Raw genomic sequence first — 21,434 nt, 5'->3', positions numbered from 1 at the left:
GCATAGTGCTCGACGTCAACTTCTTCGATGAGCTCCGGATCGGTCTGGCCACCGCTGACGACATCCGTCAGTGGAGCCACGGCGAGGTCAAGAAGCCCGAGACCATCAACTACCGCACCCTCAAGCCCGAAAAGGACGGACTCTTCTGCGAGAAGATCTTCGGTCCGACCCGGGACTGGGAGTGCTACTGCGGCAAGTACAAGCGTGTCCGCTTCAAGGGCATCATCTGTGAGCGCTGCGGCGTCGAGGTGACTCGCGCCAAGGTGCGCCGTGAGCGGATGGGCCACATCGAGCTGGCCGCTCCCGTCACGCACATCTGGTACTTCAAGGGTGTCCCGTCGCGCCTCGGCTACCTGCTGGACCTGGCGCCCAAGGACCTCGAGAAGGTCATCTACTTCGCGGCGTACATGATCACGTTCGTCGACGAGGAGCGCCGTACCCGCGACCTGCCCTCCCTCGAGGCGCACGTCCAGGTCGAGCGTCAGCAGATCGAGAACCGTCGCGACTCCGACCTGGAAGGCCGGGCCAAGAAGCTCGAGACCGACCTGGCCGAGCTCGAGGCCGAGGGTGCCAAGGCCGACGTGCGCCGCAAGGTGCGCGAGGGCGCCGAGCGTGAGATGAAGCAGCTGCGCGACCGTGCTCAGCGCGAGATCGACCGTCTCGACGAGGTGTGGAGCCGCTTCAAGAACCTCAAGGTCCAGGACCTCGAGGGCGACGAGCTGCTCTACCGCGAGCTGCGCGACCGCTTCGGCACGTACTTCGACGGTTCGATGGGTGCCGCGGCGCTGCAGAAGCGCCTGGAGTCCTTCGACCTCGAGGAGGAGGCCGAGCGCCTCCGCGAGATCATCCGTACCGGCAAGGGCCAGAAGAAGACCCGTGCGCTCAAGCGCCTCAAGGTCGTCTCCGCGTTCCTGCAGACCAGCAACAGCCCCAAGGGCATGGTGCTCGACTGCGTGCCGGTCATCCCGCCGGACCTGCGTCCGATGGTGCAGCTGGACGGTGGCCGCTTCGCGACCTCCGACCTGAACGACCTGTACCGCCGTGTCATCAACCGCAACAACCGCCTGAAGCGCCTTCTCGACCTCGGTGCGCCCGAGATCATCGTGAACAACGAGAAGCGCATGCTCCAGGAGGCCGTGGACGCCCTCTTCGACAACGGTCGTCGTGGTCGCCCGGTGACCGGTCCCGGTAACCGCCCGCTCAAGTCCCTCAGCGACATGCTGAAGGGCAAGCAGGGTCGTTTCCGTCAGAACCTGCTCGGTAAGCGAGTCGACTACTCGGCGCGTTCCGTCATCGTCGTCGGCCCGCAGCTGAAGCTGCACCAGTGCGGTCTGCCCAAGGCCATGGCGCTGGAGCTCTTCAAGCCGTTCGTGATGAAGCGCCTGGTCGACCTGAACCACGCGCAGAACATCAAGAGTGCCAAGCGCATGGTGGAGCGCGGCCGCACGGTCGTGTACGACGTCCTCGAAGAGGTCATCGCCGAGCACCCGGTTCTGCTGAACCGTGCTCCCACCCTGCACCGCCTCGGTATCCAGGCCTTCGAGCCGCAGCTGGTCGAGGGCAAGGCCATCCAGATCCACCCGCTCGTCTGCACCGCGTTCAACGCGGACTTCGACGGTGACCAGATGGCCGTGCACCTGCCGCTGTCCGCGGAGGCGCAGGCCGAGGCCCGCATCCTGATGCTGTCCTCGAACAACATCCTCAAGCCGGCCGACGGCCGCCCGGTGACGATGCCGACCCAGGACATGGTCCTCGGTCTGTTCTTCCTCACCACCGACGGCGAGCTGCGTGACACCAAGGGCGAGGGCCGCGCGTTCGGCTCCACGGCCGAGGCGATCATGGCGTTCGACGCCGGCGAGCTGGCGCTGCAGTCGCAGATCGACATCCGCTTCCCGGTGGGCACCATCCCGCCGCGCGGCTGGACCCCGCCGGCTGCCGAGGAGGGCGAGCCCGAGTACCAGACGGGCGACAGCTTCCGGCTGCGTACGTCCCTGGGCCGCGCGCTCTTCAACGAGCTGCTGCCCGAGGACTACCCGTTCGTCGACTACTCGGTGGGCAAGAAGCAGCTCTCCGAGATCGTCAACGACCTGGCTGAGCGCTACCCCAAGGTCATCGTGGCGGCGACGCTCGACAACCTGAAGGCGGCGGGCTTCTTCTGGGCGACCCGTTCCGGTGTCACCGTGGCCATCTCCGACGTCGTCGTTCCCGAGGCGAAGAAGGAGATCGTCGCGGGCTACGAGGCGCAGGACGAGAAGGTCCAGAAGCAGTACGAGCGCGGTCTCATCACGAAGGAAGAGCGCACTCAGGAGCTCATCGCGATCTGGACCAAGGCGACCAACGAGGTTGCCGAGGCGATGAACGCGAACTTCCCGAAGACCAACCCCATCTTCATGATGGTTGACTCGGGTGCCCGAGGAAACATGATGCAGATGCGTCAGATCGCCGGTATGCGTGGTCTGGTGTCGAACGCCAAGAACGAGACGATCCCGCGTCCGATCAAGGCCTCCTTCCGTGAGGGCCTGTCGGTGCTGGAGTACTTCATCTCGACGCACGGTGCTCGTAAGGGTCTGGCGGACACCGCTCTGCGTACCGCCGACTCGGGTTACCTCACCCGTCGTCTGGTCGACGTCTCGCAGGACGTCATCATTCGCGAGGAGGACTGCGGCACCGACCGTGGCCTCAAGCTCACGATCGCCGAGCGCGGCGCCGACGGCGTCCTGCGCAAGGCCGACGACGTCGAGACCAGCGTGTACGCCCGTATGCTCGCCGAGGACATCGTCGTCGACGGCAAGGTCATCGCGCCGGCCAACGTCGACCTGGGTGACGTGCTCATCGACGCGCTGGTCGCGCACGGTGTCGAGGTCGTCAAGACCCGCTCGGTGCTCACCTGCGAGTCGGCGGTCGGCACCTGTGCCTTCTGCTACGGCCGCTCGCTGGCCACCGGCAAGCTGGTCGACATCGGTGAGGCGGTCGGCATCATCGCCGCCCAGTCCATCGGTGAGCCCGGTACCCAGCTGACGATGCGTACCTTCCACACCGGTGGTGTGGCCGGTGACGACATCACCCAGGGTCTGCCCCGTGTCGTCGAGCTCTTCGAGGCTCGTACGCCGAAGGGTGTCGCCCCGATCTCCGAGGCCGCGGGCCGTGTCCGCATCGAGGAGACCGAGAAGACCAAGAAGCTCGTCGTCACCCCGGACGACGGCAGCGACGAGACGGCGTTCCCGATCTCGAAGCGTGCCCGTCTGCTCGTGGGCGAGGGCGACCACGTCGAGGTCGGCCAGAAGCTGACCGTGGGTGCCACCAACCCGCACGACGTGCTGCGCATTCTGGGTCAGCGCGCGGTCCAGGTCCACCTGGTCGGCGAGGTCCAGAAGGTCTACAACTCGCAGGGTGTGTCGATCCACGACAAGCACATCGAGATCATCATCCGGCAGATGCTGCGCCGCGTGACGATCATCGAGTCCGGCGACGCGGAGCTGCTGCCGGGCGAGCTCGTCGAGCGCTCGAAGTTCGAGACCGAGAACCGTCGTGTGGTCACCGAGGGCGGTCACCCCGCCTCCGGCCGTCCGCAGCTGATGGGTATCACCAAGGCCTCGCTGGCGACGGAGTCCTGGCTGTCGGCCGCCTCCTTCCAGGAGACGACCCGAGTCCTGACGGATGCGGCGATCAACGCCAAGTCCGACAGCCTCATCGGCCTCAAGGAGAACGTCATCATCGGTAAGCTCATCCCGGCCGGTACGGGTCTGTCCCGCTACCGCAACATCCGGGTGGAGCCCACCGAGGAGGCCAAGGCCGCGATGTACTCGGCCGTCGGCTACGACGACATCGACTACTCGCCGTTCGGCACCGGCTCCGGCCAGGCCGTTCCGCTGGAGGACTACGACTACGGTCCGTACAACCAGTAAGCGAGCAGCTGCTTGAACCGCAGGGCGGTCATCCCGGGGAATGCCGGGGTGGCCGCCCTGCGGCGCGTTGACGCATGATGGAGGGCACAACGTGTCCGGGTCCCGGGGGAGTGGTCTCGTGTCGAATTCTTCGTGGCAGCCGGCGCCGTGGCCGCCGCAGCACGGTCAGCAGCCGTCGATGCTGGCCGCGCACGCCGACCGGGAGCGCGCCGTGGACGTGCTGCGGGCCGGGTTCGCCGAGGGGCGGCTGCCGCAGGGGGAGTACGAGAAGCGGGTCGAGCGGGCGTATCAGGCGCGCACCGTGGGGGAGCTGAGCGTTCTCGTCGCCGATCTTCCGCAGGGGCCCGTACCGCAGCAGCCGCAGCTGATGCCGCCGGTGCCGCGGACGTTCCTGCCGGCTCCGCCGCTGCCCGTGCCGACCAACGGCAAGGCCATCGGGGCGCTGGTGTGCGGGGTGTCGACGTTCTTCTCGGGGGGTCTGACCGGGCTTCCCGCGGTGATCCTCGGGCACATGGCCCGCGGCGAGATCAAGCGGAGCGGGGAGCAGGGCGACGGTATGGCCGTGGCCGGGCTGGTGCTCGGCTGGCTCTCGATCGCGGGCTGGGTGCTGTTCCTCACGTTCGTGATCGCGATGGCGAGCTCCTCGGGCGCCTGAGCAGGCGTCCGGCGTGTCCCGGCTGCGGGGCATTTGTTTTGACCGCAGCGTATGAGATAGGTACGCTCAGACCTTGTGCCTGGGGTGTGCCTGGGCTCGTGTGCGTGTCTTCAGCCGCACGGCGAGTCCCGATCGATTCCGATCAAGGCCACCGCAATCTGCCGCCTTCCCGTCTTCGAGCGGGGGTCTGCAGTATTCGACACACCCGACCGCGTGGGTCGGCAACGTTCCAGGTTAGCTTTACTACTCGGCACACAGAAACCGGAGAAGTAGTGCCTACGATCCAGCAGCTGGTCCGGAAGGGCCGGCAGGACAAGGTCGAGAAGAACAAGACGCCCGCACTCGAGGGTTCGCCCCAGCGCCGTGGCGTCTGCACGCGTGTGTTCACGACCACCCCGAAGAAGCCGAACTCGGCCCTCCGTAAGGTCGCGCGTGTGCGTCTGACCAGCGGCATCGAGGTCACGGCCTACATTCCGGGTGAGGGACACAACCTGCAGGAGCACTCCATCGTGCTCGTGCGTGGCGGCCGTGTGAAGGACCTGCCCGGTGTTCGTTACAAGATCATCCGCGGTTCGCTCGACACCCAGGGTGTCAAGAACCGCAAGCAGGCCCGCAGCCGCTACGGCGCCAAGAAGGAGAAGTAAGAATGCCTCGTAAGGGCCCCGCCCCGAAGCGCCCGGTCATCATCGACCCGGTCTACGGTTCTCCTCTGGTGACCTCCCTCATCAACAAGGTGCTGCTGAACGGCAAGCGCTCCACCGCCGAGCGCATCGTGTACGGCGCCATGGAGGGCCTGCGTGAGAAGTCGGGCGCCGACCCGGTCATCACGCTGAAGCGCGCGCTCGAGAACATCAAGCCGACCCTCGAGGTCAAGTCCCGCCGTGTCGGTGGCGCGACCTACCAGGTTCCGGTCGAGGTCAAGCCCGGCCGCGCCAGCACCCTCGCGCTCCGCTGGCTCGTCGGTTACTCCCGCGCCCGTCGCGAGAAGACGATGACCGAGCGTCTGATGAACGAGCTGCTCGACGCCTCCAACGGCCTCGGCGCTGCCGTGAAGAAGCGCGAGGACACGCACAAGATGGCCGAGTCCAACAAGGCCTTCGCGCACTACCGCTGGTAGTCGCTACCCACATCGAGACCGAGAGAAGACTGAAGCCTTATGGCTACCACTTCACTTGACCTGGCCAAGGTCCGCAACATCGGGATCATGGCTCACATCGACGCGGGCAAGACGACGACGACCGAGCGGATCCTGTTCTACACCGGTGTCTCGTACAAGATCGGTGAGGTCCACGACGGCGCTGCCACGATGGACTGGATGGAGCAGGAGCAGGAGCGTGGCATCACGATCACCTCTGCTGCCACCACCTGTCACTGGCCGCTCGAGAACGACGACTACACGATCAACATCATCGACACGCCTGGGCACGTCGACTTCACCGTTGAGGTGGAGCGCTCCCTGCGTGTTCTCGATGGTGCTGTGACGGTGTTCGACGGCGTCGCCGGCGTTGAGCCGCAGTCCGAGACGGTGTGGCGTCAGGCCGACCGTTACGGCGTGCCGCGCATCTGCTTCGTGAACAAGCTGGACCGTACCGGTGCCGAGTTCCACCGCTGCGTCGACATGATCGTCGACCGCCTCGGTGCGACCCCGCTGGTCATGCAGCTGCCCATCGGTGCCGAGGCCGACTTCCAGGGTGTCGTCGACCTCGTCACGATGAAGGCGTTCGTCTGGTCGGCCGAGGCCGCGAAGGGCGAGGCGTACGACATCGTCGACATCCCCGCCACGCACACCGAGGCTGCCGAGGAGTACCGCGGCAAGCTGCTCGAGGCCGTCGCGGAGAACGACGAAGAGATGATGGAGCTGTTCCTGGAGGGCACCGAGCCCACCGTGGAGCAGCTGTACGCGGCCGTGCGTCGCATCACCATCGCCTCCGGCAAGGGCGGCGACACCACCGTCACCCCCGTGTTCTGCGGCACCGCGTTCAAGAACAAGGGCGTTCAGCCCCTGCTCGACGCCGTCGTGCGCTACCTGCCGACCCCGCTCGACGTCGAGGCCATCGAGGGCCACGACGTCAAGGACCCCGAGGTCGTCGTCAAGCGCAAGCCGTCGGACGACGAGCCGCTGGCTGCCCTCGCGTTCAAGATCATGAGCGACCCGCACCTGGGCAAGCTCACCTTCGTCCGGGTCTACTCGGGCCGCCTGGAGTCCGGCACCGCGGTGCTGAACCCCGTCAAGGGCAAGAAGGAGCGCATCGGCAAGATCTACCGCATGCACGCGAACAAGCGTGAGGAGATCGAGTCGGTGGGCGCCGGTGACATCGTCGCCGTCATGGGTCTGAAGCAGACCACCACGGGCGAGACGCTCTGTGACGACAAGCAGCAGGTCATCCTGGAGTCCATGGACTTCCCGGCGCCTGTCATCCAGGTCGCCATCGAGCCGAAGTCCAAGGGTGACCAGGAGAAGCTGGGTGTCGCCATCCAGCGTCTCTCGGAGGAGGACCCCTCCTTCCAGGTTCACTCGGACGAGGAGACCGGCCAGACCATCATCGGTGGTATGGGCGAGCTTCACCTCGAGGTGCTCGTCGACCGCATGAAGCGCGAGTTCCGCGTCGAGGCGAACGTCGGCAAGCCGCAGGTCGCGTACCGCGAGACGATCCGTCGGGCCGTCGAGCGCGTGGACTTCACCCACAAGAAGCAGACCGGTGGTACCGGTCAGTTCGCCAAGGTGCAGATCGCGATCGAGCCCATCGAGGGCGGCGAGGCGTCGTACGAGTTCGTGAACAAGGTCACCGGTGGCCGTATCCCGCGGGAGTACATCCCGTCGGTGGACGCCGGTGCGCAGGAGGCCATGCAGTTCGGCATCCTGGCCGGCTACGAGATGACGGGCGTCCGCGTCACGCTTCTCGACGGTGCCTACCACGAGGTCGACTCCTCCGAGCTCGCGTTCAAGATCGCCGGTTCGCAGGCCTTCAAGGAGGCCGCGCGTCAGGCGAAGCCCGTGCTGCTCGAGCCGATGATGGCCGTCGAGGTCACCACGCCCGAGGACTACATGGGTGACGTCATCGGTGACATCAACTCCCGCCGTGGCCAGATCCAGGCCATGGAGGAGCGCAGCGGCGCTCGCGTCGTGAAGGGCCTCGTGCCCCTCTCGGAGATGTTCGGCTACGTCGGCGACCTCCGCAGCAAGACGTCGGGTCGCGCAAGCTACTCAATGCAGTTCGACTCCTACGCCGAGGTTCCGCGGAACGTCGCCGAGGAGATCATCGCGAAGGCCAAGGGCGAGTAACTCACTCGAGTTCACGCTTTAGGCTTGACTCCGGAGTCTCTCGGGGTATTTCGCGGCAACCGTCGTGAAATACCCCGGGGCCCGGGCTTTCCAGCAAAGATCACCTGGCGCCGATGAAGCAAGGCGTACAGAACCACTCCACAGGAGGACCCAGTGGCGAAGGCGAAGTTCGAGCGGACTAAGCCGCACGTCAACATCGGCACCATCGGTCACATTGACCACGGTAAGACGACCCTCACGGCCGCCATTACCAAGGTGCTGCACGACGCGTACCCGGAGCTCAACGAGGCCTCGGCGTTCGACCAGATCGACAAGGCTCCTGAGGAGCGCCAGCGCGGTATCACCATCTCGATCGCGCACGTCGAGTACCAGACGGAGACGCGTCACTACGCGCACGTCGACTGCCCCGGTCACGCGGACTACATCAAGAACATGATCACGGGTGCCGCGCAGATGGACGGCGCCATCCTCGTGGTCGCCGCCACCGACGGCCCGATGCCGCAGACCAAGGAGCACGTGCTCCTGGCCCGCCAGGTCGGCGTTCCGTACATCGTTGTCGCCCTGAACAAGGCCGACATGGTGGACGACGAGGAGATCCTGGAGCTCGTCGAGCTCGAGGTCCGTGAGCTCCTCTCCGAGTACGAGTTCCCGGGCGACGACGTTCCGGTCGTCAAGGTCTCCGCTCTGAAGGCCCTCGAGGGCGACAAGGAGTGGGGCAACTCGGTCCTCGAGCTCATGAAGGCCGTGGACGAGTCCATCCCGGAGCCCGAGCGCGACGTCGACAAGCCGTTCCTGATGCCGATCGAGGACGTCTTCACGATCACCGGTCGTGGCACCGTCGTCACCGGTCGTATCGAGCGCGGTATCCTCAAGGTCAACGAGACCGTCGACATCATCGGCATCAAGACCGAGAAGACCACCACCACGGTCACCGGCATCGAGATGTTCCGCAAGCTGCTCGACGAGGGCCAGGCCGGTGAGAACGTCGGTCTGCTCCTCCGTGGCATCAAGCGCGAGGACGTCGAGCGCGGCCAGGTCATCATCAAGCCGGGTTCGGTCACGCCGCACACCGAGTTCGAGGCGCAGGCGTACATCCTGTCGAAGGACGAGGGTGGCCGTCACACCCCGTTCTTCAACAACTACCGCCCGCAGTTCTACTTCCGTACCACGGACGTGACCGGCGTCGTGACCCTCCCCGAGGGCACCGAGATGGTCATGCCGGGTGACAACACTGAGATGACCGTTGAGCTCATCCAGCCCGTCGCCATGGAAGAGGGCCTGAAGTTCGCCATCCGTGAGGGTGGCCGGACCGTGGGCGCCGGCCAGGTCACCAAGATCAACAAGTAAGTTCCGCTTGCCTGTTGGGCTTGATGCCTGGTAGCTCCTAGAGCTCCGAAAGGGCCCGTACGACTTCGGTCGTACGGGCCCTTTCGCATGCGCGCATCTACTGGGGGACGGTCACCCAGCGCACCACGGCGACCACCAGCAGCACCGCGGCCGGGGCCACCCAGGGCCACCCCAGGACGCGGCGCACCGAGGGCAGAAGCCACAGCAGGGCGGCCGCGCCGGCGAGAAAGACGGTGACCAGGCAGGAGGCCTCGATGCCGCGGTAGGCGTCGTCGTCCTCGGGGTATCCGGGGCGGATCGTCAGGGCCGTCCAGCAGAACCAGGCGGCGGGCAGGGTGAGGAGGGTCAGCGGGACGGCGAGGACCGTGCGGACGCAGCCGATGTCGTCGGGCTCGGGGGAGAGGTCGGGCATCGGGCCAGTGTGGCCCGTGGTCCGTGGTTCGTGGCCCGTGTTCCGGGGAGAGGGGTCAGGCCTTCGCCTGTGCCGGTCGCCACAGCCACGGTCGGGCGTCCGGGGACAGGCCCGCGGCTGTGGGGCCGCGGCTGCTCGTGGTCAGGGTCGGGCCGTCCAGGGTGACCGGGGCGGTGGCCGGGCGGGTGATGCGGCCGGCGTGGAGGAGCTGGACGCGGCCGGTGGTGTCGCGGCCGAGGAGGTAGGGGCCGGCGGCCGTCACCGGGCCGTAGCCGGGGAAGTGCACGGCCGGGCCGCCCGGGGACAGCAGCCGGTCGGAAGCGGGCGGGCGGAAGTAGAGGCGGCTGCCCGCCGCGGCTATCGCGTCCGCGGGGGTGGGCAGGCCGGTGAGCGGGTCGGGGCCGTCCGGGGTCCAGTGGTGGACGGTGTAGTGGCCGGGGGCGTAGACGTGCACCTGCCCGTCGTCGCCGACGACCGCCGTGAGGCCGTCCTGGACCGGGCCGCCGCCGAGGTCGCGCCAGGGCGACCAGGTGCCCGCCGTGTCGCGGACGCGGGTGCTGATGCCCTGGTCCGCGTTGCGCACGAAGAGGTGGACGCGGCCGTCGGGGGCGGTGACCGCCACGGGGACGCCTGTGCGGCGGCCGCGGTCGGCGTCGCTCTCCGGGTTGCCGAGGCTGGTCCAGGGGCCGTATCTGCGCGGGCCGCGCTGCTCCAGGACCACGATCTCGCGCACATCTGGCGCGCCCCTGCCCTCGATCGCGGCGAGCCGCAGGCCGAACACCAGGTGGCGGCCGTCGGGGAGCGTGGCGCTGCCGAGCACGGGGGCGAGCGGGCCGCCGCCGAGGTCGGCGGGGGCGCCGAACCCCCCGGCCGCCCCGTCCCGCTCGTCGTAGCGGACCGCGCGCAGGCCGAGCACGCCGTACGCGGTGACCCGCCCGTCGGCGTTCTGCGCGAGGGCCAGGCGGGGGCCGGGGTAGCGGTAGTGGGTGGCGCGGACCCAGCCCTTGCGGTTGGTGAGGGGGCGGTCGCCGCCGACGTTGTAGTCGCCGCAGCCCGCCGGGTTGCCGCACTGCCAGTCGGGGGCGGCGCCGTACGGGATCAGGTGCGCGGCCTTCTGGTCGAGTACCTGCGGCGGGAGGTTCTTCGGCCAGTGGTGGTTGTAGTAGCCGCGGAACGCGGTGGCCACGAACGCGGGCGGGCCGCCCTTGGCCGTCTGCGCCCAGCGGATCAGCGCGGCCCAGCTGAAGCAGGCGACGGCGGTGTGGTCGGCGTGATCGGAGTAGCCGGGCTGCTCGCTGTCGCGGATCTGGGTGATCCGGTCGCTCAGCTGGATGTCGGGGTCCGGGTCGAGGGTCTGCACGAGGGTGGGGCGGTAGCGCTCGTACAGCTCGACGAGGACCCCGATCAGGGACTCGTAGTCGTACGTCTGGACCGTGCGCAGGGGTGACCCCTCCGGGACGAGGGTGCGCAGGAGCAGGCCGCGGTCGCGCCACAGAGCGGGTACGCCCATGTGCCCGGCCGGGGTGTGCATCGCGAGGTCGAGATGGACCAACTCGACGCGGCGGCCCCGGTGTTCGAGGGTGCTGACCTCGGCCTGGAATCCGTTCCGGAAGCGGGTGACGGTGGTGTTCCAGCGGGTGAAGACGGGCAGGCCGAGCTGGGTCGCGTACGACTGGCGCAGGCCCTGGTGGCGGGCCGCGGAGTAGGCGGCCTTGTTCGGGGCGGGGGCGCGGTCGGCCGGCGTCTTGTTCATGCCGTCGGCCTCGCCGGCCGTGACGTACACGCAGACCAGCGGGGTGCCCGCGTCGAGCGCGTGCTGCGTGTCCGGGTTCATGAAGTACAGGTCGTCGTCGGGGTGGGCGAGGACCTGGAGCAGCAGGGCGCGCTCGGCCTGGGCGGCGGGGAGGCCGGTCGCGGGGGAGGGGGCGGTGGTGTGCGGCGGGGGAGCGGGGGCGGTGCGGGAGCAGGCGGTGAGTGCGCCGGCGGCGGCGAGCGCGGCGCCGCCGGCCAGGAGCCCACGGCGCGACATTCCACGTATTCCGGGCAGGGCTGTCGCAGGTGGGTTCCGCACGGGGGCGCTCACTCCGTCCGCTGTGGAGGCAGCGGTGGGTGGGGCGCTCGCCTCTGTTCAGGTTGTTCACCTGGCTAGAGGGTCGCCATGGGGATCAGGTTCCATGCGCGTACATGTTCTGTTCACCCGGACGGGGATCAGCGCGTCGGCGGCCACTCGCCGGACGCCCGCAGGGCCATGTACGCGGCGGGGACGAGCCAGTCAGGCGCCGCGGTAGCGGAACACCAGCCACGTCGGTGCGTCCCTCACATCGGCCTCGTAGCCGTTCTCCTGGGCGATCTGGACGGCGCGTGCCACACCCAGCTGCCGGTAGTGGCTGTCGTCGACCTCGATGCGGCCGTCGCGGTGCCGCCAGGTGGTGCCGCTGCTCTGGCGGCCTTCGAGAACCGGGGACCGGTTGTCGAACAGGGCCCGCAGCTGGTCCTCCAGCCAGGGCAGGTCGGCGGAGCACTCCCGGCGCATCCGCTTGCGGTTCAGCCACATGCGACGGCGCCAGCGGAACCGGCGGCCGGTGCCGGGCATGCCCGGCAGGTCGAGGTCCCACAGGAAGGTGAAGGGAAGGAAGACGAAGTACAGGAACACCAGGACCAGCCAGGGCACCAGCCACAGCGCCCAGAGCAGCGGGAACCACAGCCACTGCATCGTGTACCGCACGCGCGCAGCCGTGAGCGACTTGGGGGCCCTGCCGCCGGCCTGCGGTTCGGGGTGCATCACGTTCATCTCACTGTCCTGTCACTGTCCTGCCCCTGGTCCCGCCCGTCAGAAGGGGTTCAGGCTCTTGACGCCGTCCACCAGCTCACCGGCTGTCTCGCGCGCCCTGTCGAGCCCTTCGTGCACCTTCTCGGAACCGTATTCGACGTTCTCATGGATCAGTCGGGCGCCTTCGGTGTACAGGCCCTTGGCCCCGGTGACCGCCTCGTAGCCGCGCGCGGTCCACGACCGGGGATCGACGTAGTGCCGGACCGTGTTCCCCGCGTCGTCCACGATCGGCTTGACCGAGTCGGCGATGGCAGGGATCCGGCCCAGCGGCGTGTGCTCGACGAGCTTGGGCACGACCTGGTCGAGGGGGCCGCCGAGCCGCCCGGCGGCCGCGCGGTACAGGGTGCTGTCGCCGAACTCCTTGGCGACGGCGACCTTGAAGCGCTCGCCGAAGGTGTCGGCCGTGATCTTGAGCGCGTCGATCCGGTTGCCGACGATGCCCAGGGAGCGCATCCCGGCCTGCTCGACGCTGCGCGTGGCGCTGCCGCCGACCGCCGCGACGATGTCGTCCGCGCGCTTGAACGCGTCGGCTGCCTTGGAACCCGCCTCCAGCAGGTTCGTCGGGATCTTGACGCCCTTGAAGGCACCCTTGGCGACCTTCCCGGCGCGGGCGAGATCGCCGAACGGGACGAAGCCGATGATGTCCAGGCCGATGTCGGTCCAGTTCCCCTTCTTCGAACCGGCGGCCCACCCGAGCGCGTGGAAGGCCAGCGCTCCGCCGTTGAGTGCCATGCCGATGCCCTCGAAGACGGCCGCGCCGATGACGGTCTCCGAGAAGACCACCGCCAGTACGTCGCAGGCCGCGCTCGCGTACCCCAGCCAGTCGCCGATCTTGTAGATCGTGTCCGCGTGCTTCTGGATCCACTTCCAGATGTCGCCGGCGATCTCCTTGATCTTGTTGCCGATGTCCTTGAGCGTGTCCACGAACTTGTCGAGCAGGCTCTGGTCGGGCGCGATGCCGGCCGCCTCGCGGATGACGCGGGCCGCGGCGCGGGCCGCCTCGTCGTGGTGCTCCAGGAGGGACCGGGCCTTCTTGATGACGGCGTCGAGGTCGCCCTGCGCCTCGTTCACCCGCCGCGTCGCGTGGTCCAGGCGCCGCTGTGCGTCGTGCAGGGCCGCATCGGTGTCGAAGGTCCTGCCCGCCAGCTTGAGGTCGGGGTTGCCCTGTGCCTCCGTGAGGGTGCGCCGGGCCGCCTCGGCCTCGCGCTCGTAGCGGCCCGCGAGGGTCTGGAACTCCGTCAGCCGGGTGTGCCAGCCGTTCAGCGCATGCGTGGCGTCCGCCACCGAACTGTGGCCGTCCGCAAGGTACTTGGGCAGATCGCCGAGCTTCTTGGTGAAGGCCTCGGCGGCCACGCCCTCCCAGGCGGCGTTCCCCTTCCCCAGCTTGGACAGCGTCCCGTGCGCGTCCCCCAGCCGCTTGCCCGCCGTCTCCAGCGAGGCGACCAGCTTCTGCACGGAAGCGGGCACTCCCGGGGCCGGGTCGAAGCCGAGTGCGTCGTAGGTCTGCGTGGTCATGGAGGTGTCCTCTGCTGACGCTGCGCGGTCAGTACGCGGCGAGGGGGGAGTGCGCGGCGCCGGCCTCGGCGGACGCCGGTGCCTGCTCCCCGAAGGCGATCGTGTCGGCGATGTCCGCGAGGACCGCCTGGTAGTGGAAGAGATCCTGGGTGTCCGGCGTGCTCAGGCACAGGAGCAGCAGCCGGTCCTCGTCGGGGAACGGCAGCCAGATCTCGATGCGTACGAAGAAGCGCTCCTGCTCGCCGGGGCCGGCGGCGCCATCGGGCTCCTCGGACGGCGTCGGCAGGTCCCACACGGCGCGTGTGCCCGCGATGTGCACGACCGCGGGCCCGGCGGGCAGCACGATCGACTGGACCTCGCCGCTCTCGGCGGACTTGTCCAGGACCTCGGCGATCCCGGCGGCGCTGATGTGCGGATCCGGGTTCTCCAGGTCCCGCACGCTGACGGTGAGCGTGGCGCGGCTGATGCGCTCGGGCGGCTCGGATCCGTCCGCGGTGCCGCCGATGGGGAAGATGCCCAGGGCGCTGTAGACCGCGCCGCCCGCCGTGAGGTCCTGCGCGGTGACGCCGTACAGGACGGCGGTCAGCCTGCGCAGTGGCTCCCGCTCCTCGCCCTCGCCCCAGTAGTCACGGGCGAACTGCCGCAGCCGCTCGTCGAGGGCCGCGGCGTCGGCGTCGAGGCCGAGCGGGATCTCGTGGAACTCGGGCTGCACCTCGAAGCGGAAGGCCGGTCCGTGGCCGGTCTCGGGCGCTGTCGTCACCGGTGGGCGTCCTTGGCCTCGACGGCCTCGACCTTCTTGCGGACCAGGTCCTCCAGGTGCTGGAACTCCTTGCCGGCCTTGGCCACCTTGTCGGTGATCCCGCCGGTGGCGTCGGCGATCAGCTTGATCCCGTAGCCCCACTTGTCCTGGAAGTCGTCGCAGGCGTCTTCCAGGTCGTCGTACCCGGACCCCTTGGGGCCGATGTCCTTCAGCTCGCGCATCGCGGAACGCATGCCGTCGGCACACGTGCTGAGATCGGTGATGAGCCCGGCGAGTGCTTCGAACTCGGCCTTGCAGTGGCCGGACATGGCCTTGACCCCCTGTGATCTGCGGTCCTGCGACTCTTTCACACGGGATACGTGGCAATGCCAAGGGCCTCGGCAAGCGTCACGTGGCCCGCACGAAGCGGCCACGAGACGTCCACCGGCACGCCGTCCGCGACGGCGGACGCTGCCGAGGGTTTGACCTCAGTCACACAGGGGGTAATCTCTACGGCTCGATTGGCCCCGGACATGCCCCGTATGGCAGACTGTCGGGGTTGCTCGGTTGAGTGCCGATGCTGCGCGCCTCCCGCCGGGAGGACCGGAAGCGAGTCCCACAGTACTCGTCGCCTTATCTGTCGCTTGCGGCAGCGCTGGGGCGGACGTACGGGAATCTTCCGGGAAGTGCGGTGCGGTCCCTCTGCCAGGCACCCGGTGGGTTTCTTCCCCCGGTACATGCGGCCTCGGGCCGCAGCCCCCTTAGCAGGGAAATCCGTACGGATATTTCTGTCAGCGGGACTGCGACACGCCCGACCGCGTGGGTCGGAGGAAGTGTGAAACAGGACCCCCGGGTTCCAGAGCGTTACGAGAGACAGGACTACTAAGTAGCCATGGCGGGACAGAAGATCCGCATCCGGCTCAAGGCCTACGACCACGAGGTCATCGACTCCTCGGCGAAGAAGATCGTCGAGACGGTGACTCGCACTGGTGCGTCGGTCGCGGGCCCGGTGCCGCTGCCTACCGAGAAGAACGTGTACTGCGTCATCAAGTCGCCGCACAAGTACAAGGACTCGCGCGAGCACTTCGAGATGCGCACGCACAAGCGCCTGATCGACATCCTCGACCCGACGCCCAAGACCGTTGACTCCCTGATGCGACTCGACCTCCCGGCCGGTGTCGACATCGAGATCAAGCTCTGAGGGCCGGTGATCTGAGAGATGGCTAAGCAGATCAAGGGCATCCTGGGCGAGAAGCTCGGCATGACGCAGGTGTGGGACGAGAACAACCGTGTTGTTCCGGTCACCGTCGTCAAGGCCGGCCCCAACGTCGTGACCCAGGTCCGCACGAACGACGCCGACGGCTACGAGTCCGTCCAGATCGCGTTCGGCGAGATCGACCCGCGCAAGGTGAACAAGCCCCTCAAGGGCCACTTCGCCAAGGCCGACGTCACCCCCCGTCGTCACCTCGTCGAGATCCGTACCGCTGACGCCAGCGAGTACACCCTCGGCCAGGAGATCACCGCTGAGACCTTCGAGTCCGGCGTCAAGGTGGACGTGACCGGCAAGAGCAAGGGCAAGGGCTTCGCCGGTGTCATGAAGCGTCACAACTTCAAGGGCCTCGGCGCCGGTCACGGCACCCAGCGCAAGCACCGCTCGCCGGGCTCGATCGGTGGCTGCGCCACCCCGGGTCGTGTGTTCAAGGGCCTCCGCATGGCGGGCCGTATGGGCAACGAGCGGGTCACCACCCAGAACCTGACCGTTCACGCCGTTGACGCGGAGAAGGGCCTGCTCCTCATCAAGGGCGCGGTTCCTGGTCCGAACGGCGGCCTCGTCCTGGTCCGCACCGCGGCCAAGGGGGCCTGAGGACTATGAGCACCATTGACATTCTGTCGCCCTCCGGCGACAAGACCGGGACCGTTGAGCTCCCGGCCGAGATCTTCGACGTGGAGAAGATCAGCGTTCCGCTGCTTCACCAGGTCGTCGTCGCGCAGCTGGCTGCCGCCCGTCAGGGCACGCACAAGGTCAAGCGCCGTGGCGAGGTCCGTGGTGGCGGTAAGAAGCCTTACCGCCAGAAGGGCACCGGCCGCGCGCGCCAGGGTTCGACCCGTGCGCCGCAGTTCGCCGGCGGTGGCGTCGTCCACGGCCCCACGCCGCGTGACTACTCGCAGCGGACCCCGAAGAAGATGAAGGCCGCGGCCCTGCGCCACGCCCTCACCGACCGGGCCCGCAACGCTCGCATCCACGTCGTCACCGGCGTGGTCGACGGCGGAGTCTCCACGAAGGCCGCCAAGTCGCTGCTCGGCAAGATCTCGGAGCGCAAGAACCTGCTCCTCGTGATCGACCGTGCCGACGAGGCCTCGCTGCTCTCCGCTCGCAACCTGCCCCAGGTCCACATCCTGGAGCCGGGCCAGCTGAACACGTACGACGTTCTCGTCTCGGACGACGTGGTCTTCACCCAGGCCGCTTTCGAGTCCTTCGTGTCTGGCCCCAAGGCCGCTGACACCGAAGGGAGCGAAGCCTGATGGCTACGCGTCACCCGAGCATCGCCTCGAAGGCCGCCAAGGCCGCCAAGGCCGCGCGCGTCGCCAAGGCGAAGCGCCACGCCACCGAGGGCAAGAACACCGTTGAGACGCCGCTGAGCAAGAGCTTCACGGACCCCCGTGACGTCCTCGTCAAGCCGGTCGTCTCGGAGAAGAGCTACGCGCTCCTCGACGAGGGCAAGTACACCTTCATCGTCGACCCGCGTGCCAACAAGACCCAGATCAAGCAGGCCGTCGAGGCGGTCTTCTCGGTCAAGGTCTCCGGGGTCAACACGATCAACCGTCAGGGCAAGCGCAAGCGGACCCGCACCGGCTTCGGCCAGCGTGCGAACACCAAGCGCGCGATCGTGACCCTCGTTGAGGGCGACCGTATCGACATCTTCGGCCAGGCCTCCTAACGGAGCGCCCTGGTCCGAATATCGGACGAGGACTGAGAAATGGGAATCCGCAAGTACAAGCCGACTACGCCGGGCCGTCGCGGCTCCAGCGTCGCCGACTTCGTCGAGGTCACGCGGTCCACGCCGGAGAAGTCGCTGGTCCGCCCGCTGCACAGCAAGGGCGGCCGTAACAACGCCGGTCGTGTGACCGTTCGCCACCAGGGTGGCGGACACAAGCGCGCCTACCGCGTGATCGACTTCCGTCGTCACGACAAGGACGGCGTGCCGGCGAAGGTCGCGCACATCGAGTACGACCCGAACCGCACCGCGCGCATCGCGCTTCTGCACTACGCAGACGGCGAGAAGCGCTACATCATCGCTCCGCGTGGCCTGTCGCAGGGTGACCGGGTTGAGAACGGCCCCGCGGCCGACATCAAGCCGGGCAACAACCTTGCGCTGCGCAACATCCCGGTCGGTACCACGATCCACGCGATCGAGCTCCGTCCGGGCGGCGGCGCCAAGTTCGCCCGCTCCGCCGGTGCCTCCGTGCAGCTGCTCGCGAAGGAGGGCTCGATGGCCCACCTTCGTATGCCGTCCGGTGAGATCCGTCTGGTCGACGTGCGCTGCCGCGCCACGATCGGCGAGGTCGGCAACGCCGAGCAGTCGAACATCAACTGGGGCAAGGCCGGCCGCAAGCGCTGGCTCGGCGTCCGTCCGACCGTTCGCGGTGTGGCGATGAACCCGGTTGACCACCCGCACGGTGGTGGTGAAGGCAAGACTTCCGGTGGTCGCCACCCGGTCTCGCCGTGGGGTCAGAAGGAGGGTCGTACTCGTTCGCCGAAGAAGGCTTCGAACAAGTACATCGTCCGCCGCCGCAAGACGAACAAGAAGCGCTAGGAGCGGGTTTAGATGCCGCGCAGTCTCAAGAAGGGACCCTTCGTCGACGGACACCTCGTAAAGAAGGTGGACGCTCAGAACGAAGCCGGTACCAAGAACGTCATCAAGACCTGGTCCCGCCGCTCGATGATCATCCCCAGCATGCTGGGCCACACGATCGCGGTGCACAACGGCAAGACCCACATCCCGGTGTTCGTCACCGAGTCGATGGTCGGCCACAAGCTCGGCGAGTTCTCGCCGACGCGCACCTTCCGGGGTCACGTCAAGGACGACCGGAAGTCGAAGCGCCGCTAAGGCGGGGTGGAATCGACTATGACTAACACCGAAGGGACAACCATGGAAGCCAGGGCCCAGGCGCGGTACATCCGCGTCACGCCCATGAAGGCCCGCCGCGTGGTGGACCTCATCCGTGGCATGGATGCCACGGAGGCTCAGGCGGTCCTGCGATTCGCCCCGCAGGCCGCGAGCGTGCCGGTCGGCAAGGTGCTGGACAGCGCCATTGCCAACGCCGCGCACAACTACGACCACACCGACGCCTCCACGCTGGTCATCAGCGAGGCGTACGTGGACGAGGGCCCGACCCTGAAGCGGTTCCGTCCGCGTGCCCAGGGCCGTGCCTACCGGATCCGTAAGCGGACCAGCCACATCACCGTGGTCGTCAGCAGCAAGGAAGGAACCCGGTAATGGGCCAGAAGGTAAACCCGCACGGGTTCCGGCTCGGTGTCACGACCGACTTCAAGTCGCGTTGGTACGCCGACAAGCTGTACAAGGACTACGTCAAGGAAGACGTCGCCATCCGTCGGATGATGACGTCCGGCATGGAGCGCGCCGGCATCTCGAAGGTGGAGATCGAGCGCACCCGTGACCGCGTGCGGGTGGACATCCACACCGCTCGTCCCGGCATCGTCATCGGCCGCCGTGGCGCCGAGGCCGACCGCATCCGCGGTGACCTCGAGAAGCTCACGGGCAAGCAGGTCCAGCTGAACATCCTCGAGGTCAAGAACCCCGAGACGGACGCTCAGCTCGTGGCCCAGGCCGTCGCGGAGCAGCTGTCCTCCCGCGTCTCCTTCCGTCGCGCCATGCGTAAGAGCATGCAGTCGGCGATGAAGGCGGGCGCCAAGGGCATCAAGATCCAGTGTGGCGGTCGTCTCGGCGGTGCCGAGATGTCCCGTTCGGAGTTCTACCGCGAGGGCCGTGTGCCCCTGCACACGCTCCGCGCCAACGTGGACTACGGCTTCTTCGAGGCCAAGACGACCTTCGGCCGCATCGGTGTGAAGGTCTGGATCTACAAGGGCGACGTCAAGAACATCGCCGAGGTTCGCGCCGAGAACGCCGCAGCCCGCGCCGGCAACCGTCCGGCCCGTGGCGGCAACGACCGCCCGGCCCGTGGTGGCCGTGGTGGCGAGCGTGGCGGTCGCGGTCGCAAGCCGCAGCAGCAGTCCGCGCCGGCTGCCGAGGCCCCCAAGGCCGACGCTCCCGCCGCTGCCGCTCCGGCTGCTGAGAGCACCGGAACGGAGGCCTGACCGAAATGCTGATCCCCCGTAGGGTCAAGCACCGCAAGCAGCACCACCCGAAGCGCAGCGGTATGTCCAAGGGTGGCACGCAGGTTGCGTTCGGTGAGTACGGCATTCAGGCCCTCACCCCGGCGTACGTGACGAACCGTCAGATCGAGGCCGCTCGTATCGCCATGACGCGTCACATCAAGCGTGGCGGCAAGGTCTGGATCAACATCTACCCGGACCGCCCCCTCACCAAGAAGCCTGCCGAGACCCGCATGGGTTCCGGTAAGGGTTCCCCGGAGTGGTGGGTCGCCAACGTCAAGCCCGGACGCGTGATGTTCGAGCTGTCGTACCCCAACGAGAAGATCGCGCGTGAGGCGCTGACTCGCGCGGCCCACAAGCTGCCGATGAAGTGCAAGATCGTCAAGCGCGAGGCAGGTGAAGCGTGATGTCGACCGGTACCAAGGCGTCCGAGCTGCGCGAGCTGGGCAACGAGGAGCTTGTCGGCAAGCTCCGCGAGGCCAAGGAAGAGCTGTTCAACCTCCGCTTCCAGGCGGCGACGGGTCAGCTCGAGAACCACGGCCGGCTCAAGGCCGTCCGCAAGGACATCGCCCGGATCTACACCCTCATGCGTGAGCGTGAGCTCGGCATCGAGACGGTGGAGAACGCCTGATGAGCGAGAAGAACGTGACTGAGAACACTGAGGCGCGCGGTTTCCGCAAGACCCGTGAGGGTCTCGTCGTCAGCGACAAGATGGACAAGACCGTCGTCGTCGCCGTCGAGGACCGCGTCAAGCACGCGCTGTACGGCAAGGTCATCCGCCGTACGAACAAGCTCAAGGCGCACGACGAGCAGAACGCTGCCGGCGTCGGCGACCGCGTCCTCCTGATGGAGACGCGTCCGCTGTCGGCGACCAAGCGCTGGCGCATCGTCGAGATCCTCGAGAAGGCCAAGTAATTCTCTGAGGGGTATCCCTCAGGGTTCGTTCCGCCAGGCTCGGCAGGGGCCTGCCTCGTAAGAGGCGAGCCCCTGCCGGGAACCGGCAGACAAACAGGAGATAGACGTGATCCAGCAGGAGTCGCGACTTCGCGTCGCCGACAACACGGGTGCGAAGGAAATCCTCACCATCCGTGTTCTCGGTGGCTCGGGTCGCCGCTACGCGGGCATCGGTGACGTCATCGTCGCCACCGTCAAGGACGCGATCCCCGGTGGCAACGTGAAGAAGGGTGACGTCGTCAAGGCCGTCATCGTTCGCACCGTCAAGGAGCGCCGCCGTCCGGACGGCTCGTACATCCGCTTCGACGAGAACGCCGCCGTCATTCTGAAGAACGACGGCGACCCTCGCGGCACCCGTATCTTCGGCCCGGTGGGCCGTGAGCTGCGCGAGAAGAAGTTCATGAAGATCATCTCGCTCGCGCCGGAGGTGCTGTAAGC

General features: G+C 67.7%; 24 protein-coding genes. 18 read left to right on the top strand and 6 right to left on the bottom strand.

The features are described 5' to 3' along the window. Nucleotides 1-5 precede the first annotated feature (5 nt). From ACVHNB_RS36925 to tuf, 6 genes are all read left to right on the top strand, one after another. Nucleotides 6-3,905 carry a DNA-directed RNA polymerase subunit beta' gene (locus tag ACVHNB_RS36925; protein ID WP_428954225.1) on the top strand — a complete coding sequence of 1,300 codons (3,900 nt, stop codon included), beginning with the start codon at nucleotides 6-8 and terminating at the stop codon, nucleotides 3,903-3,905. 178 nt (nucleotides 3,906-4,083) lie between these two features. Further along, a complete protein-coding gene (locus ACVHNB_RS36920; RefSeq protein WP_428957642.1) occupies nucleotides 4,084-4,560 on the top strand; it encodes a DUF1707 and DUF4190 domain-containing protein in 477 nt (158 codons plus the stop codon). A 272-nt stretch (nucleotides 4,561-4,832) separates the two neighbouring features. Further along, nucleotides 4,833-5,204, top strand: a complete 372-nt coding sequence (gene rpsL, locus ACVHNB_RS36915; RefSeq protein WP_003948652.1) for a 30S ribosomal protein S12 — start codon at nucleotides 4,833-4,835, stop codon at nucleotides 5,202-5,204. 2 nt (nucleotides 5,205-5,206) lie between these two features. Then, nucleotides 5,207-5,677 (top strand): 30S ribosomal protein S7, encoded by a 471-nt coding sequence (rpsG, locus tag ACVHNB_RS36910; protein ID WP_428954226.1) that lies wholly within the window; start codon nucleotides 5,207-5,209, stop codon nucleotides 5,675-5,677. A gap of 39 nt (nucleotides 5,678-5,716) precedes the next feature. Next, a complete protein-coding gene (gene fusA, locus ACVHNB_RS36905; protein WP_428954227.1) occupies nucleotides 5,717-7,843 on the top strand; it encodes an elongation factor G in 2,127 nt (708 codons plus the stop codon). A 153-nt stretch (nucleotides 7,844-7,996) separates the two neighbouring features. Beyond that, nucleotides 7,997-9,190 carry an elongation factor Tu gene (gene tuf / locus ACVHNB_RS36900; RefSeq protein ID WP_428954228.1) on the top strand — a complete coding sequence of 398 codons (1,194 nt, stop codon included), beginning with the start codon at nucleotides 7,997-7,999 and terminating at the stop codon, nucleotides 9,188-9,190. 97 nt (nucleotides 9,191-9,287) lie between these two features. Here tuf and ACVHNB_RS36895 read toward each other — a convergent pair whose 3' ends face one another. From ACVHNB_RS36895 to ACVHNB_RS36870, 6 genes are all read right to left on the bottom strand, one after another. Beyond that, nucleotides 9,288-9,602 (bottom strand): hypothetical protein, encoded by a 315-nt coding sequence (locus ACVHNB_RS36895; protein WP_428954229.1) that lies wholly within the window; start codon nucleotides 9,600-9,602, stop codon nucleotides 9,288-9,290. 55 nt (nucleotides 9,603-9,657) lie between these two features. Beyond that, nucleotides 9,658-11,631: a PIG-L family deacetylase gene (locus ACVHNB_RS36890; protein ID WP_428954230.1), complete on the bottom strand. Its 1,974-nt coding sequence runs from the start codon at nucleotides 11,629-11,631 to the stop codon at nucleotides 9,658-9,660. A 243-nt stretch (nucleotides 11,632-11,874) separates the two neighbouring features. Beyond that, nucleotides 11,875-12,393, bottom strand: coding sequence for a hypothetical protein (locus ACVHNB_RS36885; RefSeq protein WP_428954231.1), 519 nt, complete (start codon nucleotides 12,391-12,393; stop codon nucleotides 11,875-11,877). A 39-nt stretch (nucleotides 12,394-12,432) separates the two neighbouring features. After that, nucleotides 12,433-13,947, bottom strand: coding sequence for a hypothetical protein (locus tag ACVHNB_RS36880; RefSeq protein ID WP_428954232.1), 1,515 nt, complete (start codon nucleotides 13,945-13,947; stop codon nucleotides 12,433-12,435). 28 nt (nucleotides 13,948-13,975) lie between these two features. Beyond that, nucleotides 13,976-14,707, bottom strand: coding sequence for a hypothetical protein (locus tag ACVHNB_RS36875; protein ID WP_428954233.1), 732 nt, complete (start codon nucleotides 14,705-14,707; stop codon nucleotides 13,976-13,978). Beyond that, a complete protein-coding gene (locus ACVHNB_RS36870) occupies nucleotides 14,704-15,015 on the bottom strand; it encodes a hypothetical protein (protein WP_428954234.1) in 312 nt (103 codons plus the stop codon). Before ACVHNB_RS36870 ends, ACVHNB_RS36875 begins: the two co-directional genes overlap by 4 nt. 563 nt (nucleotides 15,016-15,578) lie before the next feature. On the opposite strand from ACVHNB_RS36870, the gene rpsJ reads away from it, so the two are divergent. From rpsJ to rplN, 12 genes are all read left to right on the top strand, one after another. Continuing rightward, entirely contained in the window at nucleotides 15,579-15,887 is a 309-nt protein-coding gene (gene rpsJ, locus ACVHNB_RS36865) for a 30S ribosomal protein S10 (protein WP_003948644.1), read from the top strand. An 18-nt stretch (nucleotides 15,888-15,905) separates the two neighbouring features. After that, nucleotides 15,906-16,550, top strand: a complete 645-nt coding sequence (rplC, locus tag ACVHNB_RS36860) for a 50S ribosomal protein L3 (protein ID WP_428954235.1) — start codon at nucleotides 15,906-15,908, stop codon at nucleotides 16,548-16,550. Nucleotides 16,551-16,555: 5 nt separating this feature from the next. Continuing rightward, a complete protein-coding gene (gene rplD, locus ACVHNB_RS36855; protein ID WP_338697305.1) occupies nucleotides 16,556-17,209 on the top strand; it encodes a 50S ribosomal protein L4 in 654 nt (217 codons plus the stop codon). Then, entirely contained in the window at nucleotides 17,209-17,625 is a 417-nt protein-coding gene (rplW, locus tag ACVHNB_RS36850; protein ID WP_164304029.1) for a 50S ribosomal protein L23, read from the top strand. Before rplD ends, rplW begins: the two co-directional genes overlap by 1 nt. Nucleotides 17,626-17,664: 39 nt before the next feature. Continuing rightward, nucleotides 17,665-18,501 (top strand): 50S ribosomal protein L2, encoded by an 837-nt coding sequence (gene rplB, locus ACVHNB_RS36845; protein WP_428954236.1) that lies wholly within the window; start codon nucleotides 17,665-17,667, stop codon nucleotides 18,499-18,501. 12 nt (nucleotides 18,502-18,513) lie between these two features. After that, entirely contained in the window at nucleotides 18,514-18,795 is a 282-nt protein-coding gene (gene rpsS, locus ACVHNB_RS36840; RefSeq protein ID WP_030788278.1) for a 30S ribosomal protein S19, read from the top strand. Between the two features lie 42 nt (nucleotides 18,796-18,837). Then, nucleotides 18,838-19,185 carry a 50S ribosomal protein L22 gene (gene rplV, locus ACVHNB_RS36835; protein WP_009997296.1) on the top strand — a complete coding sequence of 116 codons (348 nt, stop codon included), beginning with the start codon at nucleotides 18,838-18,840 and terminating at the stop codon, nucleotides 19,183-19,185. Then, a complete protein-coding gene (gene rpsC / locus ACVHNB_RS36830) occupies nucleotides 19,185-20,024 on the top strand; it encodes a 30S ribosomal protein S3 (protein ID WP_207824960.1) in 840 nt (279 codons plus the stop codon). Before rplV ends, rpsC begins: the two co-directional genes overlap by 1 nt. Nucleotides 20,025-20,029: 5 nt before the next feature. Further along, nucleotides 20,030-20,449 (top strand): 50S ribosomal protein L16, encoded by a 420-nt coding sequence (gene rplP / locus ACVHNB_RS36825; RefSeq protein ID WP_059424836.1) that lies wholly within the window; start codon nucleotides 20,030-20,032, stop codon nucleotides 20,447-20,449. Continuing rightward, on the top strand, nucleotides 20,449-20,673 hold the full coding sequence (gene rpmC / locus ACVHNB_RS36820; RefSeq protein WP_052580777.1) for a 50S ribosomal protein L29: 225 nt from the start codon (nucleotides 20,449-20,451) through the stop codon (nucleotides 20,671-20,673). Before rplP ends, rpmC begins: the two co-directional genes overlap by 1 nt. Beyond that, a complete protein-coding gene (rpsQ, locus tag ACVHNB_RS36815) occupies nucleotides 20,673-20,957 on the top strand; it encodes a 30S ribosomal protein S17 (protein WP_428954237.1) in 285 nt (94 codons plus the stop codon). The genes rpmC and rpsQ overlap by 1 nt, the downstream gene beginning before the upstream one ends. A gap of 106 nt (nucleotides 20,958-21,063) precedes the next feature. Next, on the top strand, nucleotides 21,064-21,432 hold the full coding sequence (rplN, locus tag ACVHNB_RS36810; protein WP_003974257.1) for a 50S ribosomal protein L14: 369 nt from the start codon (nucleotides 21,064-21,066) through the stop codon (nucleotides 21,430-21,432). Nucleotides 21,433-21,434: the final 2 nt, after the last annotated feature.

Source organism: Streptomyces sp. YJ-C3, assembly GCF_053891275.1.
The sequence above is the reverse complement of the archived record's forward strand: the minus strand, read 5'-3'. Positions and strand labels throughout refer to the sequence as shown.

What these genes read in the sequence shown, in the direction of transcription:
- ACVHNB_RS36920 (WP_428957642.1), top strand. Translation starts at nt 4,084, where the DNA reads ATGCTGGCCGCGCACGCCGACCGGGAGCGCGCCGTGGACGTGCTGCGG.
- rpsG (WP_428954226.1), top strand. Translation starts at nt 5,207, where the DNA reads ATGCCTCGTAAGGGCCCCGCCCCGAAGCGCCCGGTCATCATCGACCCG.
- fusA (WP_428954227.1), top strand. Translation starts at nt 5,717, where the DNA reads ATGGCTACCACTTCACTTGACCTGGCCAAGGTCCGCAACATCGGGATC.
- ACVHNB_RS36895 (WP_428954229.1), bottom strand. Translation starts at nt 9,602, where the DNA reads ATGCCCGACCTCTCCCCCGAGCCCGACGACATCGGCTGCGTCCGCACG.
- ACVHNB_RS36890 (WP_428954230.1), bottom strand. Translation starts at nt 11,631, where the DNA reads ATGTCGCGCCGTGGGCTCCTGGCCGGCGGCGCCGCGCTCGCCGCCGCC.
- ACVHNB_RS36885 (WP_428954231.1), bottom strand. Translation starts at nt 12,393, where the DNA reads ATGAACGTGATGCACCCCGAACCGCAGGCCGGCGGCAGGGCCCCCAAG.
- ACVHNB_RS36880 (WP_428954232.1), bottom strand. Translation starts at nt 13,947, where the DNA reads ATGACCACGCAGACCTACGACGCACTCGGCTTCGACCCGGCCCCGGGA.
- ACVHNB_RS36870 (WP_428954234.1), bottom strand. Translation starts at nt 15,015, where the DNA reads ATGTCCGGCCACTGCAAGGCCGAGTTCGAAGCACTCGCCGGGCTCATC.
- rpsJ (WP_003948644.1), top strand. Translation starts at nt 15,579, where the DNA reads ATGGCGGGACAGAAGATCCGCATCCGGCTCAAGGCCTACGACCACGAG.
- rplC (WP_428954235.1), top strand. Translation starts at nt 15,906, where the DNA reads ATGGCTAAGCAGATCAAGGGCATCCTGGGCGAGAAGCTCGGCATGACG.
- rplD (WP_338697305.1), top strand. Translation starts at nt 16,556, where the DNA reads ATGAGCACCATTGACATTCTGTCGCCCTCCGGCGACAAGACCGGGACC.
- rplW (WP_164304029.1), top strand. Translation starts at nt 17,209, where the DNA reads ATGGCTACGCGTCACCCGAGCATCGCCTCGAAGGCCGCCAAGGCCGCC.
- rplB (WP_428954236.1), top strand. Translation starts at nt 17,665, where the DNA reads ATGGGAATCCGCAAGTACAAGCCGACTACGCCGGGCCGTCGCGGCTCC.
- rpsS (WP_030788278.1), top strand. Translation starts at nt 18,514, where the DNA reads ATGCCGCGCAGTCTCAAGAAGGGACCCTTCGTCGACGGACACCTCGTA.
- rplV (WP_009997296.1), top strand. Translation starts at nt 18,838, where the DNA reads ATGGAAGCCAGGGCCCAGGCGCGGTACATCCGCGTCACGCCCATGAAG.
- rpsC (WP_207824960.1), top strand. Translation starts at nt 19,185, where the DNA reads ATGGGCCAGAAGGTAAACCCGCACGGGTTCCGGCTCGGTGTCACGACC.
- rplP (WP_059424836.1), top strand. Translation starts at nt 20,030, where the DNA reads ATGCTGATCCCCCGTAGGGTCAAGCACCGCAAGCAGCACCACCCGAAG.
- rpmC (WP_052580777.1), top strand. Translation starts at nt 20,449, where the DNA reads ATGTCGACCGGTACCAAGGCGTCCGAGCTGCGCGAGCTGGGCAACGAG.
- rpsQ (WP_428954237.1), top strand. Translation starts at nt 20,673, where the DNA reads ATGAGCGAGAAGAACGTGACTGAGAACACTGAGGCGCGCGGTTTCCGC.